13 protein-coding genes are annotated in these 14,966 nt (G+C 60.7%); 8 read left to right on the top strand and 5 right to left on the bottom strand.

From position 1 onward, the window contains the following. Positions 1-1,034: chitinase (locus tag VIM95_RS10405; protein ID WP_331985341.1), on the top strand; the 1,034-nt coding region annotated here is incomplete at its 5' end. 96 nt (positions 1,035-1,130) lie between these two features. Here the strand turns inward: VIM95_RS10405 and VIM95_RS10410 are convergent. Further along, positions 1,131-3,653: an alkaline phosphatase D family protein gene (locus tag VIM95_RS10410; RefSeq protein WP_331985343.1), complete on the bottom strand. Its 2,523-nt coding sequence runs from the start codon at positions 3,651-3,653 to the stop codon at positions 1,131-1,133. Between the two features lie 585 nt (positions 3,654-4,238). On the opposite strand from VIM95_RS10410, the gene VIM95_RS10415 reads away from it, so the two are divergent. Continuing rightward, entirely contained in the window at positions 4,239-6,221 is a 1,983-nt protein-coding gene (locus tag VIM95_RS10415) for a methyl-accepting chemotaxis protein (RefSeq protein WP_331985345.1), read from the top strand. An 87-nt stretch (positions 6,222-6,308) separates the two neighbouring features. Beyond that, a complete protein-coding gene (locus VIM95_RS10420) occupies positions 6,309-6,713 on the top strand; it encodes a DUF3718 domain-containing protein (RefSeq protein WP_331985347.1) in 405 nt (134 codons plus the stop codon). A gap of 78 nt (positions 6,714-6,791) precedes the next feature. On the opposite strand, the gene VIM95_RS10425 is transcribed toward VIM95_RS10420, so the two are convergent. Both VIM95_RS10425 and VIM95_RS10430 read right to left on the bottom strand, forming a co-directional pair. Next, positions 6,792-7,193: an RNA-binding S4 domain-containing protein gene (locus tag VIM95_RS10425; RefSeq protein ID WP_331985349.1), complete on the bottom strand. Its 402-nt coding sequence runs from the start codon at positions 7,191-7,193 to the stop codon at positions 6,792-6,794. A gap of 3 nt (positions 7,194-7,196) precedes the next feature. Beyond that, a complete protein-coding gene (locus tag VIM95_RS10430) occupies positions 7,197-7,985 on the bottom strand; it encodes an SDR family NAD(P)-dependent oxidoreductase (RefSeq protein WP_331985351.1) in 789 nt (262 codons plus the stop codon). 137 nt (positions 7,986-8,122) lie between these two features. On the opposite strand from VIM95_RS10430, the gene msrB reads away from it, so the two are divergent. The 5 genes from msrB (at position 8,123) to VIM95_RS10455 (ending at position 12,907) form a co-directional block, all read left to right on the top strand. Then, a complete protein-coding gene (gene msrB / locus VIM95_RS10435; protein WP_331985353.1) occupies positions 8,123-8,527 on the top strand; it encodes a peptide-methionine (R)-S-oxide reductase MsrB in 405 nt (134 codons plus the stop codon). A 323-nt stretch (positions 8,528-8,850) separates the two neighbouring features. Then, positions 8,851-9,849 (top strand): ADP-glyceromanno-heptose 6-epimerase, encoded by a 999-nt coding sequence (gene rfaD / locus VIM95_RS10440; protein ID WP_331985355.1) that lies wholly within the window; start codon positions 8,851-8,853, stop codon positions 9,847-9,849. Continuing rightward, positions 9,846-10,292 carry a recombination regulator RecX gene (recX, locus tag VIM95_RS10445; protein ID WP_331985357.1) on the top strand — a complete coding sequence of 149 codons (447 nt, stop codon included), beginning with the start codon at positions 9,846-9,848 and terminating at the stop codon, positions 10,290-10,292. The genes rfaD and recX overlap by 4 nt, the downstream gene beginning before the upstream one ends. Next, positions 10,285-10,650: a VanZ family protein gene (locus VIM95_RS10450; protein WP_331985359.1), complete on the top strand. Its 366-nt coding sequence runs from the start codon at positions 10,285-10,287 to the stop codon at positions 10,648-10,650. Before recX ends, VIM95_RS10450 begins: the two co-directional genes overlap by 8 nt. A 148-nt stretch (positions 10,651-10,798) precedes the next feature. Next, on the top strand, positions 10,799-12,907 hold the full coding sequence (locus tag VIM95_RS10455) for a prolyl oligopeptidase family serine peptidase (RefSeq protein ID WP_331985361.1): 2,109 nt from the start codon (positions 10,799-10,801) through the stop codon (positions 12,905-12,907). A gap of 117 nt (positions 12,908-13,024) precedes the next feature. Here VIM95_RS10455 and VIM95_RS23445 read toward each other — a convergent pair whose 3' ends face one another. Next, the gene (locus VIM95_RS23445) at positions 13,025-13,294 is read right to left on the bottom strand and encodes a DUF7710 domain-containing protein (RefSeq protein ID WP_422653323.1); all 270 of its coding nucleotides are present in this window, start codon (positions 13,292-13,294) and stop codon (positions 13,025-13,027) included. An 84-nt stretch (positions 13,295-13,378) separates the two neighbouring features. Further along, positions 13,379-13,858: a GNAT family N-acetyltransferase gene (locus VIM95_RS10465; RefSeq protein WP_331985365.1), complete on the bottom strand. Its 480-nt coding sequence runs from the start codon at positions 13,856-13,858 to the stop codon at positions 13,379-13,381. Positions 13,859-14,966: the final 1,108 nt, after the last annotated feature.

Genomic DNA, 14,966 nt, shown 5'->3' on the forward strand with positions numbered 1-14,966 from the left:
CCCCCACTCCTACCCCAACTCCCACGCCGACTCCTACCCCCACGCCTACACCAACCCCGACCCCCACGCCAAGCGGTAGTCTGCCCAAGCATGCCCTGGTGGGTTACTGGCACGACTTCACCAACCCGAGCGGCCCGACCATCCCCATCCGCAATGTCTCGGACGACTGGGACGTGATCGTGGTTTCGTTTGCCGATGACGGCGGCAACGGCAATGTGACCTTTACCTTGGACCCCAATGCCGGCACCGAGGCGCAGTTCATTGCCGACATCGCCGCCAAGCGCGCCAAGGGCAAGAAGGTGGTGCTTTCGCTGGGCGGCCAGAACGGCACGGTTACCCTGAACAACGCTACCCATGTCAGCAACTTCGTGAACAGCCTCTACGGCCTGATCACCAAGTATGGCTTCGACGGCATCGACCTGGACCTGGAGAGCGGTGCCGGGGTGACCTCGGGCGCACCCATCATCACCAACCTCGTTACCGCCGTGAAGCAGCTCAAGGCCAAGGTTGGTCCGGGCTTCTATCTCTCCATGGCGCCGGAGCATCCCTATGTGCAGGGTGGCTACGTCACCAATGCCGGCATCTGGGGCGCCTACCTGCCCATCATCGACGGCCTGCGAGATGAGTTGAGCGTCATCCATGTCCAGTACTACAACAACGGCGGCTTTGTGTATGTCGACAACCGCACCCTCAACGAGGGCACGGTGGATGGGCTGGTGGGTGGTAGCCTGATGTTGATCGAGGGCTTCAAGACCAACTATGGCGCCGGCTGGGAATTCAAGGGCCTGCGGCCGGATCAGGTGGCGTTCGGCGTGCCGTCGGGCTCCCGCTCCGCCAACCAGGGCTTTGTGACCGCGCAGACGGTCAACAATGCACTGACCTGCCTGACCAAGCTGCAAAACTGCGGCACGGTCGTACCCAAGCAGGCGTATCCGACCTACCGCGGGGTCATGACCTGGTCCATCAACTGGGACAAGGTGGATGGCTACAACTTCTCGGTACCAGCAGTAAACAGCTTGAAGTCCCTGCCCTGACGTGCAGCCGCCGTCAATACCGGCGGCACCTATCAGGCATGCAAAAGCCCCGCACTTGAGGGGCTTTTGCTTTGCTACAGAACGACCAGGCTAGGTTCAGCTGATCGTGACGGCTGCCACGTCCTTCTGCACCGTTGCCTTGACGGTCTTGGCCACCACGGTTGCCGGCGCATTGTTGCCCACCAGGCGGTTGACCTGACGGAACTCGCAGCTCAGCGAAGCCGGCGTGACGGTGACCACGTTGTAGCCTTGCGCGTCGGTGTTGAGGAACTTCAGCCAGGGGTTGCTGTTGAGGCTGGCGAGTTGCTGGGCCAGCGGCACCAGCTGACCCGAGAAGGTCGCATCAGCCTGCAGGCCTGCCAGCACGGCGGTCGCGGTGGCATCCAGTTGGCTTTCCGGCAGCCCGCTCTTGGAGAGCGCGCTGCGCAGTTGCACGCGCAGGGTTTCGGCCAGTGAGGCGGCGGTCGGTGCGGCCTTGCCCATGGTGTAGTCCAAGAGGTTGACGTTCAGCGTGATCGTACCCAGGCCCGGCACCGGCAGGGTGACCGGCTGGAAGACCAGCAATGCCAGGCTTTGCGACAGGCTGCCCACGGCCGACTTCAGGTAGCTGAAGAAGGAGTCCGAGCTCACCCCGGCGCTGACCAGGTCCACCATCACCGGCGTGCCACCGTTGCTGGCGGTGTAGTCGTCGTTGACAGTACCGGCGAAGAAGGAATGGATGTCGCCAGTCACGGCTACCACGTTCTTGATGCCGTTATCCTTGATATGCGCCATCAAGTCCTTGCGTTCGGCGTTGTAGCCATCCCATTGGTCGGCATTGAGCAGGAACTTGGTGAAGAATGGGCCCAGCGCAGTCTGGCCGGCGGCGATGACAAAGGCAGAGTTCTGCTTGTTCGCCGCGATATCGGGCTTGATAAAACCAAAGGAGATGGTCTGGGCGGCAGCCGAAACCTGTGCTGCTGCACCACCTGCCGCTGCAGCAAGCGCCGCATTGAAGGTAGCCACTGCAATGCCTGCCTGGGTAGTGCTCAGCCCAGCGCCAACGGCTGCCGCTCCCTTGTCACCACCGGTTGCGGCGGCGGTTGCGATGGCAGTACCGGCTGCGCCGGCAACTGCCTGGCTGGCGCCAGCTGCAACAGCGGCCACGATGGCACCGGCCACCGGCACATTGCCGCCAGTCAGTGGCAATGCATCCTGAATCTTGCCCGCCATGACTGAGACGTACTGCAGCGCCAACAGCGTGGCGATGGCATTGCTGCCGTCCACGCCCATGCGCATCAAGGAGACCTCGTTGCCCCACACCTTCCAGGTGGCGGGCGAGTTCTTCATCTTGTCCTTCCACCAGGCACGCTGGGTGGTGCCCAACATGGACACGAATACCAGCGGATCGGGCGAATTGATGGTCTTGGCACCGGCAATCTTGAGCGCCTCGGCGCCATACAGGGTGGCTTCCGGCACCATGTAGCGAGCACCGACGCTGCCAAGCTGCTGACCGGTAGCGGGGTTGACGGCTGCCTCGGGCACCATGTGGTCGGCGCGATAGAGGCGCTCGTCGGTCATGATCAGGTGCATCAACTTGCCAAACTGCAGGTCACGGTAGATACGGATGTTCTCTATCCCGGCCGTGGCGGCAGTGGTGAAGTAGATATCGGCCGGCATGTATTCGAACCAGGCCTGGTTGGCGCTGCGGCGGCGAGTGGGCTGGTGGGTGTTGTCGCCACCGGTGCTGCTGTTGTAGGTGCCGTTGTCGTAGGTCTCGGCATCGCCCCAGCAGTCGTCAGAGAATTCGTGGTCGTCCCAGATCGCCACCACGGCAAAGCGCTCGTGCACGGCCTGCAGGCGGGTATCGGTACGGTAGGTCTTGTACAGGTAGCGGTAGTCGGCCAGGGTGGTGGCGTACTTGGCACCGCTGCTGCCGCTCTTGAATGTGCCGTCCGGCAAGGTCAGCGGGCCATGGCGGCTTTCCACCGAACCGGTCTGGAAGGCTTCGCCCACCGTCTCGTAGACGTAGTCGCCCAGGTGGACCAGGAAGTCGAGGTCCTGGCCAGCCAGGTCGCTATAAGCGCCCCAGTGGTTGATGCTCCAGTCCTGGCAGGTCAGCGTGGCGAACTTCAGCTGGGCTACATCGGCATCCTTGGCGGGCGCTGTCTTGAAGCGACCAACGTTGGAGCGCACGTCACCAGCGACGAACTGGTAGTAGTAGGTCTTGCCGGCGGCCAGGCCGCTCACCTTGTGGCGGATGGTGTGGTCGTAATCGGCGTAGACCGGCAGACTGGTGCTGACCACGGTGCTACCGGCGAGCGCAGCATTGCTGCCAAGCTTGGCGGCGTTGTCCGCGCTGTCGCTGACCAGGATCTGAATCTGGAAGTTACCGGCCGCACTGGCGGTGGCCACGTCGTCGGCCGTCTTGGGCACAACGCGGGTCCACAGCATGATCGAATCGGCTTGCGGATCACCCGAGGCAATACTCTGGGGGAATTTCCAGCTCGCGCCGGTGGCCGGCGGAATGTCGTACTGGCTGGGGGTGGTGCTATCACCACCGCCGCAACCGGGCAGGCCCAGGGCGGCAACCGAGGCGGTAACAAAGCCGCCCATCTTCAGAAACTGTCTTCTATCCATCTCTTACTCTTCTCCATGTTTATTGAGAGTTTGTTATGAACCCTGGCGCTTATACGAACGGGTGTTCGTTCAAGGCGCTGGCGTGTAAAGCAAGCTTCCCTGCCGGGAGGCAAGGCAGAAAGTTGTGGATAAGTCCAAGTGAGCCGCTTTGCTTGGGGCGGGAGCCATGCTGCACCTGCAGCAAAGTGAAATCCTTGCCACAGTTTGGTGGTTTACTACTACCCACCGCGCGCTTTGCCGAAAAACCGGGGCCGCCGCACTTGAATTCATTCCCAACACAGGGCTTGCAAGTTCATAACAGGCTCTGGGGACGCCACCTGTAGCGGCGCGTCGGCTGCGAGGCCGAACAGCGCCCACAGTACCTATCAAGTGCTCAATCTATCAGTGGCGCATTGCATTTTCTTTGCGGACGTCGCATCCGCACTACATATGCCGCACTAATGCCCATGGAATAGGCTATGCATGATTAAATCGGTAATTGCTAATACACCGCAAACTGACTAGCCACGAAGCCGGCGATCCCGGCGGCTAGCTGACTGGCCGGCTTGCACTCTCAGTACACATCTGGGTTTTAGGGAGAAACAGATGTTCGCGCGACTCACCGTCGTCCAGCGGATCGCCGCTGGATTTTTCGTTGTAACCGGCCTTTTGCTTGCAGTTGGTCTTACCGGCCTGTTTGGCCAGGCCAGTGTCAACGGCAGCATGACCAATGTGAGTGACGCAACCCAGTTGCGCAGCACCAGCCAATCCGTTCTGGTTGCCCTGCTCGAGATCGGGCGTGAAGCCGATACCTACCACAACACCAAGGAACAAGCCGACCTCGCCAATATCGAGGCCAGCTACGCCGCCACGTCCAAGCGCATACAGCAGCTGCGTGAAGAGCTCTTGAGCCTCGGCAAGCACGATGCCCAGCTGGAAGCCACCGCCAAGCAGTTCGGTAGCGATATTGCCACCGTGCAGAACTCGGCCGAGGCGCTGTTCAAGTCCCACAAGCACTATGCCGAGCTACTGCCGGCCCTGAAGAAGAGCCGCAGCAAGCTGGAAGACACAGCCGACGAACTCGACGGCCTGATTGCCGACGCGATGGATAGTGGCGCCAGCAACAAGCCCCTGCTCGCCAAGCTGCGCAAGCAGGTCAAATCCTCGGTGCTGACCGCCACGGCTGCCCTGCAGCAAAGCAAGCTCGAATCGGCCAAGATTGCTGCCAAGGACCTGGTACCGCTGGCCGAAGACATCCAGTTCGCCTTCAAGCAACTGGGCGATGGCAAGGGCCTCGCCGATGTGCATGAGCGCCTGGGTGAGTACGTAGGTGTATTGAGCGGTGGCGATGCCCTCCTCCCCACCTATATCCGCTCGCTGGAGCAGGATGCCGAATCGAACAAGGCCCTGGCCGCCCTCAACCAGCAGATCGACGCAACCCGCAAGAAGCTGGAAGACGCAGGCCGCCTGGCCGGCGAGCGTGTTGCAGCCGCCACCAAGGACGCCAGTGGCACCAGCAGCCTGGCCATGAGCGCGATCGTGATCATGAGCCTGGCCGCCCTGGCAGTAGCCATCTTCGTGGCGCTGTGGGTCACCAACAGTATCCGCCGCCCGCTGGCGAGCGTTGTTGCTCAGCTCAAGCGCCTGGCACATGGCGATATGACCCAGCGCGTGGCCGTGCAGAGCACCGATGAATTTGGCGACCTGGCACGCTCGACCAACGAGCTGACCGACCGCCTGCGGGTGATGCTGGTAGACATTGCCAACGATGCCGTCCGTCTGGCCGAGGCCAGCGAGCAAAGCGCGACCATCACCGCCCAGACCAGCGCTGGCATCGAGCACCAGAAGCGCCAGACCGACGATATGGTTCGCGAGATGGAAGCCATGAGCGACAGCGTGCGCTCGGTGGCCGAGGGCGCCGACCGCACCCTGAGCGAAGTGCGCAGCGCCCGTGAGATGGCCGAACGCGGCCAGGGCGTGGTCGAAGCCAATATCCAGACCATCGAAGGCCTCGCCAACAACATCGAATCGGCCGCCAGCGTGATCACCCGCCTGGATGGCTACAGCAAGGACATCGGCCGCATCCTGACCGTGATCGGTGACATTGCCGAGCAGACCAACCTCTTGGCGCTGAACGCCGCCATCGAAGCTGCCCGCGCAGGCGAACAGGGCCGCGGCTTTGCCGTGGTAGCCGACGAGGTCCGCACCCTTGCCAGCCGCACCCGCGAATCCACCGGTGAGATCCGCTCGGTGATCACCAGCCTGCAGGACGGTGTGCGCGATGCGGTCAAGGCCATGGGCCAGAGCCGTAGCGATACCGCCGCCAGCGTCAGCCAGGCGAGCGAGGCCGGCCGCGCGCTCAGCGCCATCCTCTCCAGCATGCGCCAGGTCGACGGCATGAGCGGCGAGATCGCCCGTGCTGCTGACGTGCAGAACAACACCACTCGCCAGCTGCACCAGGGCGTGCTGGGCATCAGCGAGATCGCGGAGCAGACCGCGCAGGGTGCCAACCAGACCGCCTCGTCGAGCCGTGAACTCTCGATGCTGGCCGAGCGCCTGCAAAAGCAGGTTGCGCAGTTCCAGGTCTGACCTAAACCAATCTCCGGGCGTCGGCCGACCTACCGGCTGGCCTGCGCCAGAACGCTTTAAATACCGAACTTAGCAGGGAGCAAGAAAATGAAAGCACGTAACTGGCAATGGTTGCTGGCACTGACCTTGATTGGTGCCGCGCAGGCCGAAGAAGACCTGGATCGCACCGTCAGCCGCCTGTGCGAATACACCAAGGTGGACGACCGTAGCAGCCTGCGCCGTAAGCTCGACGAAGCCGAACTCGACTTGCGCCGCATCTATGGCGATATCCGCTGCGGCGCCGATGGCAGCCTGCTGCGCGTGGCCGCCGGTAACGGCGCCATCGAAGCCGCTACCTTCATCATCAGCAAGGCCGGCAAGCGTGCCATTACCGATACCGAAAAGGATGGCCTGACCACCCTGGCTTGGGCGCAGAAGAAGGCCGACAGCGCCGATGCTGCCATGAAGCCCAAGATCAAGGCCGTTGTGGATCTGATGCAATCCAAGATGTGATCTGCCATGTAGGCAAACAAAAGGGCCGTCGTGTGACGGCCCTTTTTGTTTAGGCATTGAAACATGAGCGAGCGGCGTTTAGTCCTGGTTACGGCGCTCGAAGTAGTGCAACTGCCGCCGCCACTTCTTGGTCGGGCGGCCTTGGATATCCGGGTGATCGAACACCGGCTCCAGCGCCCTGCTCTCTTTACGCGCAGCCCGAGCTACTGTGCTGCCGGCCGTCTCTTCATACAGCGTCTGCGCTACGCTGGCGGGGCCGCGTTTTTCGCTCAGACCACGGACGTGGACCTCGAACTCGTCACCAGTCGTCCTGATCCGCAAGAGATCACCGCAGCGCAACTGCCTGGCTGGTTTGGCGCGCTCGCCGTTGACCGCAACATGCCCGGCACCGATCGCCTCGCCGGCAAGGCTGCGGGTCTTGAAGAAGCGGGCGGCCCAGAGCCACTTATCCAGCCTTACCCCGCCCACGCCTTCCGTCATGGTTTACGCCTGCTCCACCGCGGGGAAGCCACCGGTCTCGGCCGGGTTGAAACGCAGCGTCTGGCCGCGCACGTCACGGCTGGCGGGACCCACCAACCAGAGGAAAGCCTGCTGCATATCGGCCGGTACCGGCAGGGCTTCGAAATTTTCACCCGGATGGGTCTTGGTGCGGAATGGTGTGCGGACCGGGCCGGGTACCAGTAGGTTGACACGCGGCATGGGGGCCTTGTCCCATTCATCGGCTGCTACTGCTGCCAGGGCAGCTTGGCCGGCCTTGCTGGTGACGAAGCCACCCCAATAGGCCTTGGGGTCGAAGGCATGCTGCTCGCCCACAAAGATCACGCTGGCGTCTTCCGCCCGCTTGAGCAGCGGCAGGCAGGCACGGGTGATGGCGAATGGCGCCGCCACGTTCACGCGGTACATGCTCACCCACTCTTCCAGCTTCTGGTTGGTCAGCGGCGAGAGGTGGTTGAAGCCATTGGCACAATGGACAATGCCATCGAGCCGATCGAATTCCTTCCAGATCAGGTTGGCCAGGTTCACGCAGTCCTGGTCGCCCATGGCAGCCAGATCAACCGGGATCGCCGCCGGGCGGGCACCGCCCGCCGCTTCGATCGCATCGTAGACCTTGGCCAGCTTCTTCTCATTGCGCCCTACCAGGATTACCGTGGCGCCATGCGCGGCAAAGGCCAGCGCCGCTGCCTCGCCCAGCCCTTGGCCGGCACCAGTAAGGAGGATGACTCTATCCTTGAGGTAGTCTGCGGGAGCTTGGAAATCTTGCCAGGGTTGCATGTCAGTTTCTCTGCGGACGTTCGACAAAGGGCAGAAGTCTAGCATGGCGGCCGCACCGGCCCTTGCGCTAGCGCATGGCACTTGCAATTGCGCGCCGTCTACCTCACTTTTGTCTACATAGTAGAGCGGAGTTCCCCATGACCAAAATCAGCAAGACCGACGCCGAGTGGCGCGAACAACTTACCGACCTGCAGTATAAGGTCGCCCGCCAGGCCCATACCGAGCCGCCCTTTACCGGTATCTATTGGGATACGACTACCGATGGCACTTATAAGTGCATCGGTTGCGGCACGCCGCTGTTCGTCTCCGATACCAAGTTCGACGCCGGCTGCGGCTGGCCCAGCTTCTGGCGAGCCCTGCCTGGTGTGGTGAACGAACGCCGCGACACCAGCCACGGCATGATACGCACCGAGATCCTCTGCGCGGTCTGCGATAGCCACCTGGGCCATGTCTTCCCCGATGGCCCGGGCCCGGATGGCCTGCGCTATTGCGTGAATTCAGCCTCGTTGAGCCTGGAACCAGTCGAGCCCAAGCTCGATTGAGGGCGTAGTCTTCAATAAACGCAGTTCTGGCGCCCGGGAAACCCGGGCGCTTACTAGTCTCCGAGGACTGACACGGCGGCTCTCCCCTTGTTTTAGCCCCTGCCCCTCCCGCAGCTCTGCACGCACAGGTTCTAGGCGCGAAGCGCCAAGAACTCTGGCAGCCGCCCGCTGGCGGGGAACTTCGCTGCGCTCGTTGGTCTCCCGGGTAAGTTCTGCTGCTTCAATGACTTAGGGAAATTAAACTTGGCCAAGGCTTGTCCTCCGCCGCGCGCAGCCGTCAGGCTTGCTAGAATCGCGCTAGCAACCCTTTCGAGAGACCCACCATGTATATCGTCGTTACCGGCGCCGCTGGCTTTATCGGTTCCAATATCGTACGCGCCCTCAATGAGCGCGGCGTCAGCGAGATCATCGCCGTCGACAACCTGAAGAAGGGCGACAAGTTCAAGAACCTGGTCGATTGCGAGATCGCTCACTACATCGACAAGTCCGACTTTATCGAACAACTGGATGCCGGCGACTTCGAGGGCGACATCCAGGCCATCCTGCACCAGGGCGCCTGCTCCGACACCATGGAGCAGGACGGCCAGTACATGATGGACAACAACTACCAGTATTCGCTGGCTTTGCTCGATTACTGCCAGATTGAGGAAGTCCCCTTTATCTACGCCTCCAGCGCCTCGGTCTACGGCGCCGGTAAGGTGTTCCGCGAGGAGCGCGAATTCGAGGGGCCGCTCAATGTCTACGGCTATTCCAAATTCCTGTTCGACCAGATCGTCCGTCGCCGCTTTGAAGACATGACTGCCCAAGTGGTGGGCCTGCGCTACTTCAATGTCTACGGCCAGCGCGAGAGCCACAAGGGCCGCATGGCGTCGGTGGCCTGGCACCACTTCCACCAGTACCGCGAACACGGCAAGGTCAAGCTGTTTGCCGGTTGCGACGGCTATGCCGATGGCGACCAGCGTCGCGACTTCGTCTCGGTGGAAGACGTGGTCAAGGTCAACCTGCACTTCCTCGATCATCCCAAACAGTCGGGCATCTTCAACCTGGGTACCGGCCGGGCGCAGAGCTTCAACGAGCTGGCCGCCGCCAACGTCAATGCCTGCCGCCGCCACGAAGGCAAACCGGCGCTGCCGCTGGCGCAATTGGTGAGCGAAGGCATCATCGAATACATCCCCTTCCCAGACGCGTTGATCGGCAAATACCAGAGCTACACCGAGGCCGACATCGCCCGCCTGCGCGAAACCGGCTACCAGACGCCCTTCCTGGACGTTGAAGCCGGCGTGGGCCGCTATATCGACTGGCTGTACCAGCGCGGCGGATGAGCGAGCTGCGCAACAAGGCGCTGAAGCTCTTGTCCCAGCGCGAGCACAGCCGCCAGGAGCTGCGCCGCAAGCTGCAAGGCGGCGAAGAGGCGGACCGCGAGGCCATCGAAGCCTTGCTCGACGACCTGGTCGAACGCAATTGGCTGTCTGATGCCCGCTTTGCAGTCGCCTATGTCGATGCCAATGCCGCCCGCTTTGGTCGTTTCCGGCTGGAGAACGAGCTGCGCGAGCGCGGCGTAGCCGACGACGCCATCCGCGAGGCGCTGGCGCAATTGCCCAGCGAAGACGACGAGCTGAGCCGTGCGCGCGAGGTCTGGTGCAAGAAATTCCGCCAGCCACCGCAAGACGCTGCCGAGCGGGCCAAGCAGGCGCGTTTTATGCAGACCCGCGGTTTTGGCTTCGACATCATCCGCAAGGTACTGGGTGGGTTGGACGATGAATAAGCCCAGTCCCGTGCGCCGCGACCTGGGCATTGCCCTGGGCGTGCTCTACCTGCTGGTCATTGCCTACGGCTCGCTGATGCACAACCCGCCCTCGCTCGACGTACCTGAGGGCGACAAATGGCAGCACCTGGCGGGCTATGCCGTCCTGGCCGGCTGGTGGGTGCTCACTTTGCCCCATCATAGGCTGGCGGTGTGGTTGGGCGCGGCCGGCTACGGCGTGCTGATGGAATGCCTGCAAGGTCTGACCGACTACCGCAGCTTTGACGTGCTCGACATGCTCGCCAATGGCACCGGTGCCTTGCTCGGTCTGGCGGGTGCCAGCCTGCTGCTGGCCTGGTACCGCCGCCACAAGCCGTAGCGCCCTGCGCAACACCGGCCTTCCGCCCGTCAGCCCATATGACAGCCCATCGCATAAAGCTCGCCCTGCCCATGGGCGATCTTTATCCTGCCGCTGCTTTCGTATTAACCCCCTATTCGTCTGGTCCCACGACTTCCTGAGGAAATCCATGAACAGGTTGCTGTTGACGCTTGCCCTGACCGGGGCAAGCCTTGTTTCGTACGCCGCCGCGCCACAAGCTGCGCCGGCTGACCCCTACCTCTGGCTGGAAGACGTGACCGGCCAGAAGGCGCTCGACTGGGTGAAGGCACAAAATGCCACCAGCCGCGCCATGCTGGAAAAGCAACCTGGCTTTGGTGCCCTGCGCGGTGAAGTGCTGGACATCCTGAACTCCAAGGCTCGCATCCCCTACGTGAACAAGATGGGAGCCTACTACTACAACTTCTGGCGCGACGCTGAGCACCAGCGTGGCGTATGGCGCCGCACAACGGCCGAGAGCTACCGCAACGCCGAGCCCCAATGGGAAACCGTGCTGGATCTCGACGCACTGGCCAAGCGTGAGAACGAGAACTGGGTATTCAAGGGTGCCGAGTGCCGCTACCCGAACTACGACCGCTGCCTGGTCGAACTCTCGCGTGGCGGTGCCGATGCCGTGGTGGTGCGTGAATTCGACATCGCTACCAAAGACTTCGTGGTGGATGGCTTTACCCTGCCCGAAGCCAAGAGCGAGGTAAGCTGGCAAGGCAAGGATGCGCTCTTTGTCGCTACCGACTTTGGCCCGGGCTCGCAAACCGATTCCGGCTACCCCCGCATCGTCAAGCTGTGGCAGCGCGGCACGCCGCTGGCCGCCGCCAAGACCATCTACGAGGGCCAGAAGACCGATATCTCGGTCTCTGCCGTTGTCTCCGAGCGCAAGGGCTCGCGTCGTGAGCTGGTTCGCCGTGGCGTGACCTTCTACACCAGCGAGACCTATCTGCTTGAGAACGGCGCGCTCAGCCGCATTGCCGTGCCGGACGACGCCGAGGTCAACTTCTTTGGCCCGCAGCTGCTGGTTACCCTGCGCAAGGCCTGGGAGGTCGGGGGCAAGAGCTGGCCCGAGGGCAGCCTCTTGGCCATCGACTTTGCCGCCTTCCAGGCCGGCAAGCGCGACTTCACGCCGCTGTTCACCCCCACTGCCACCACGGCGCTGGACCGTGGCGGTATTACCGCCACCCGCAACTTTCTGGTGCTCAACGTGCTGGACAACGTCAAGAGCCGCGTTGTGGAGTGGCGCTTTGACGACGGCCGCTGGGCCCGCCGCGACGTGGCCACCCCGGCCTTCGGCAGCCTGGGCGTAGATGGCGTGGATAGCGACGAATCCGACGACTACTTCCTGACCCATGTCGACTTCCTGACCCCGGACTCGCTCTACCTGGCCCACGCCGGTAGCGACGAGCGCAGCCTGCTCAAACAACGCCCGGCCTTCTTCGACGCCAGTGGCTTCGAGATCGCCCAGCAGGAAGCGCTCTCCCGCGACGGCACCAAGGTGCCCTATTTCATCATCAAGCCCAAGGGCCTGAAGCTCGACGGCAAGAACCCCACCCTGCTGTATGGCTACGGTGGCTTCCAGGTCAGCATGACCCCGCGTTACTCCCCGGGCGTGGGCAAGGCCTGGCTGGAAAAAGGCGGCGTCTATGTGATCGCCAATATCCGCGGCGGCGGCGAATTCGGCCCGCGTTGGCACCAGGCTGCGCTGAAGGAAAACCGCCAACGCGCCTACGACGACTTCATCGCCGTGGCCGAAGACCTGATCAAGCGCAAGGTCACCCAGCCCAAGCAGCTGGGCATCATGGGCGGCAGCAATGGTGGCCTGCTCATGGGTGTAATGATGACCGAACGCCCCGACCTCTTCGGCGCCGTGGTCTGTCAGGTACCGCTCTTGGATATGCAGCGCTTCAACAAGCTGCTGGCCGGTGCCTCTTGGATGGGTGAATACGGCAACCCGGACGTACCGGAGGAATGGGCCTATATCCGCAAGTATTCCCCGTACCAGAACGTGAAGAAGGGTGTGCACTACCCCAACATCCTCTTCACCACCTCCACCCGCGACGACCGCGTGCACCCAGGCCATGCCCGCAAGATGATGGCCAAGCTGCAGGGTGAGGGTGTGAAGAACGTCTGGTACTACGAGAACATGGAAGGCGGCCACGCTGGTGCCGCCGACAATGGACAGAAGGCCGACATGACCGCGCTGGAATACAGCTTCTTGTGGAAGATGCTGAAGCCGGGTAAGTCCTGATAGTTACTCGCTGAATGCAAAACGCCCGCAGTTGCGGGCGTTTTGCATTTGGCGTTGGATTTGCCTAGAGTGGAAGTTCAAGACAATACCTGACGCCAACCTTCTTCAATCTTTTTCTTACTCAAGAATCCCATCTTCAAAGTGATAGTGCTCTTGGCTGGAGCTGGTAAATCTCTGAATAAACTCAGCGGAAAACTCATGATCTTTCCTTGGGGAGAACAGGTTGCCTGCCACCGCCCAATCATAGACGCCTATATCAAGAGGGTACTTGGTAAGTACACCAGACAATTTATTATTTCCAATCCACAAAATTGCACGCTCCTTGTCAGAGAATACCCCAGACGAAAACCGCGCACCCGTACCAGAAAATAGCCAAACTTCCGTCACAAATACCCCTTATTAACTATAGACCGATCAGCCTGCGGGTCAGATATGTGCTCTGCTGCTCTTCGCTTATGCAGCTTCGGCAGGTCAAAGCTGCTTGCGATAAACGATGAAGCCAGACTTCTCCGCAACGGAATCATAAAGGCGCATCGCTGTAGTATTGGTCTCGTGGGTCTGCCAGTAAACCCTTTCCACCCGCAGTGTCTTTGCTTGAGCATAGACCTGCTCAATCAGCTGGCGCCCAACGCCTTTGCCCCTCGCCACCTCGGCAGTAAAGAGGTCTTGCAGGTAGCAGTTCGGATTGAGCTGTATGGTGCTTCGATGCAGCAGAAAATGCGCCAGCCCGATCAGCTCGCCACCTTGTTCGGCAACGAGTGCATGCATAGGCTCATAGGCATCGGAGAAACGTGACCAGGTCGTGAGGGTGATAGCCTCGGGCAATGCAGTGGCGCCGTGCCGACCATAGAAGGCGTTGTAGCCGTCCCAGAGCGTTTTCCATGCCGGAAAATCGCTCTGTTCAACGGAGCGGATCTTTACCGGCTTTTTGACTGATTCTATTGCTTGCACATCTTATCCTTCCAAACATCAGGCTCGATCTTGTATTTCATGCCTTTGGACTATACAGATATAAGATGGTATCTGACCCCAATTTTTCACAGGGCTAGCGAGTCCAAGGCTGATGAATCGACGCTTAAATTCGCCGGACCAACTTCTCACGTCTTGATTCCAATTAAGAAAAAAACAAATAAGGAGAACAGGCCAAAAAATATAAGAATGCTATAGGAAAGGTGATATCCGACCGGGTCGTTCTCGTATCTCACTAGGCCTCCGCGAGTGTAGATTGGGCGCCGCTCTCTAAAACATCGGTAGGAAATTGAAAGATAGACCCAATTCCACAGTACGAGCCCTGTCAAATAGATGCCGTTCTCTTCCTCAGGTAAAAAACACGACGCAATCAAGACCCCAGCTCCGAGCAGGAATACGAAAAACTGGGGTAGATATGATCTTATATTCACAATCACAGCCCTAGCTAATTCAGTTTAATGGAACAACTCGGTCAAGCGCTTAATCGAATTATCTATCACCACCTCAAGATTATCACTCACCCTGTCCGAATACGAATAATTTCAAATAATTTGTGGTTGGGTTTTGTATTTTGCATCCAAAAATTTCACCCTGAAATAAGAAACCAATATCTCGAAAATTCTTCCTGCTCGCGGCAGCACAAAGCAATCAAACCTCCAAGCAAGATGACAACGAAGTGGTATAGCGAGAGGGGGCGTTTGCGCTGCGTCGTAGTGGTCGTCCCATCCCCACCCGAAAAGCAACGTTTCTCCGAGCACGCGTTGCACTTTTTGCACACCACCCCCTCCCCCCCAACAGGCGGCCTAATGTGTAGGTAAGCCTTTGTCATATCAGCATATCGTCATGCAGCTTTGCAGCCGGGTGGATTGATGCATAATCCGCCGGATATTTTCTGGCCGGCCCGGCACTACCCCCGCCGGATGGCCGCTTAACCGGCCGGCCTTTACGGTGGGCCGGTCTGCCAAGGCATGCATTTTGAAACGACTGTTCGCCCTGCTGAGCCCCAACACTGCCCGTACCAAGATCCTGTGGGTCTTTCTGGCGGTCAACCTGCTCGCCACTGCCGCCTATACGCTCTATATCTGGGACC

It is taken from the genome of Chitinimonas sp., from assembly GCF_036568685.1.
Taxonomy (GTDB): Bacteria; Pseudomonadota; Gammaproteobacteria; order Burkholderiales; family Chitinimonadaceae; genus Chitinimonas.

Coding starts and splice junctions, on each gene's coding strand:
- VIM95_RS10410 (WP_331985343.1), bottom strand. CDS start 3,653: ATGGATAGAAGACAGTTTCTGAAGATGGGCGGCTTTGTTACCGCCTCG.
- VIM95_RS10430 (WP_331985351.1), bottom strand. CDS start 7,985: ATGCAACCCTGGCAAGATTTCCAAGCTCCCGCAGACTACCTCAAGGAT.
- msrB (WP_331985353.1), top strand. CDS start 8,123: ATGACCAAAATCAGCAAGACCGACGCCGAGTGGCGCGAACAACTTACC.
- VIM95_RS10415 (WP_331985345.1), top strand. CDS start 4,239: ATGTTCGCGCGACTCACCGTCGTCCAGCGGATCGCCGCTGGATTTTTC.
- VIM95_RS10450 (WP_331985359.1), top strand. CDS start 10,285: ATGAATAAGCCCAGTCCCGTGCGCCGCGACCTGGGCATTGCCCTGGGC.
- VIM95_RS10455 (WP_331985361.1), top strand. CDS start 10,799: ATGAACAGGTTGCTGTTGACGCTTGCCCTGACCGGGGCAAGCCTTGTT.
- rfaD (WP_331985355.1), top strand. CDS start 8,851: ATGTATATCGTCGTTACCGGCGCCGCTGGCTTTATCGGTTCCAATATC.
- VIM95_RS10420 (WP_331985347.1), top strand. CDS start 6,309: ATGAAAGCACGTAACTGGCAATGGTTGCTGGCACTGACCTTGATTGGT.
- VIM95_RS10425 (WP_331985349.1), bottom strand. CDS start 7,193: ATGACGGAAGGCGTGGGCGGGGTAAGGCTGGATAAGTGGCTCTGGGCC.
- recX (WP_331985357.1), top strand. CDS start 9,846: ATGAGCGAGCTGCGCAACAAGGCGCTGAAGCTCTTGTCCCAGCGCGAG.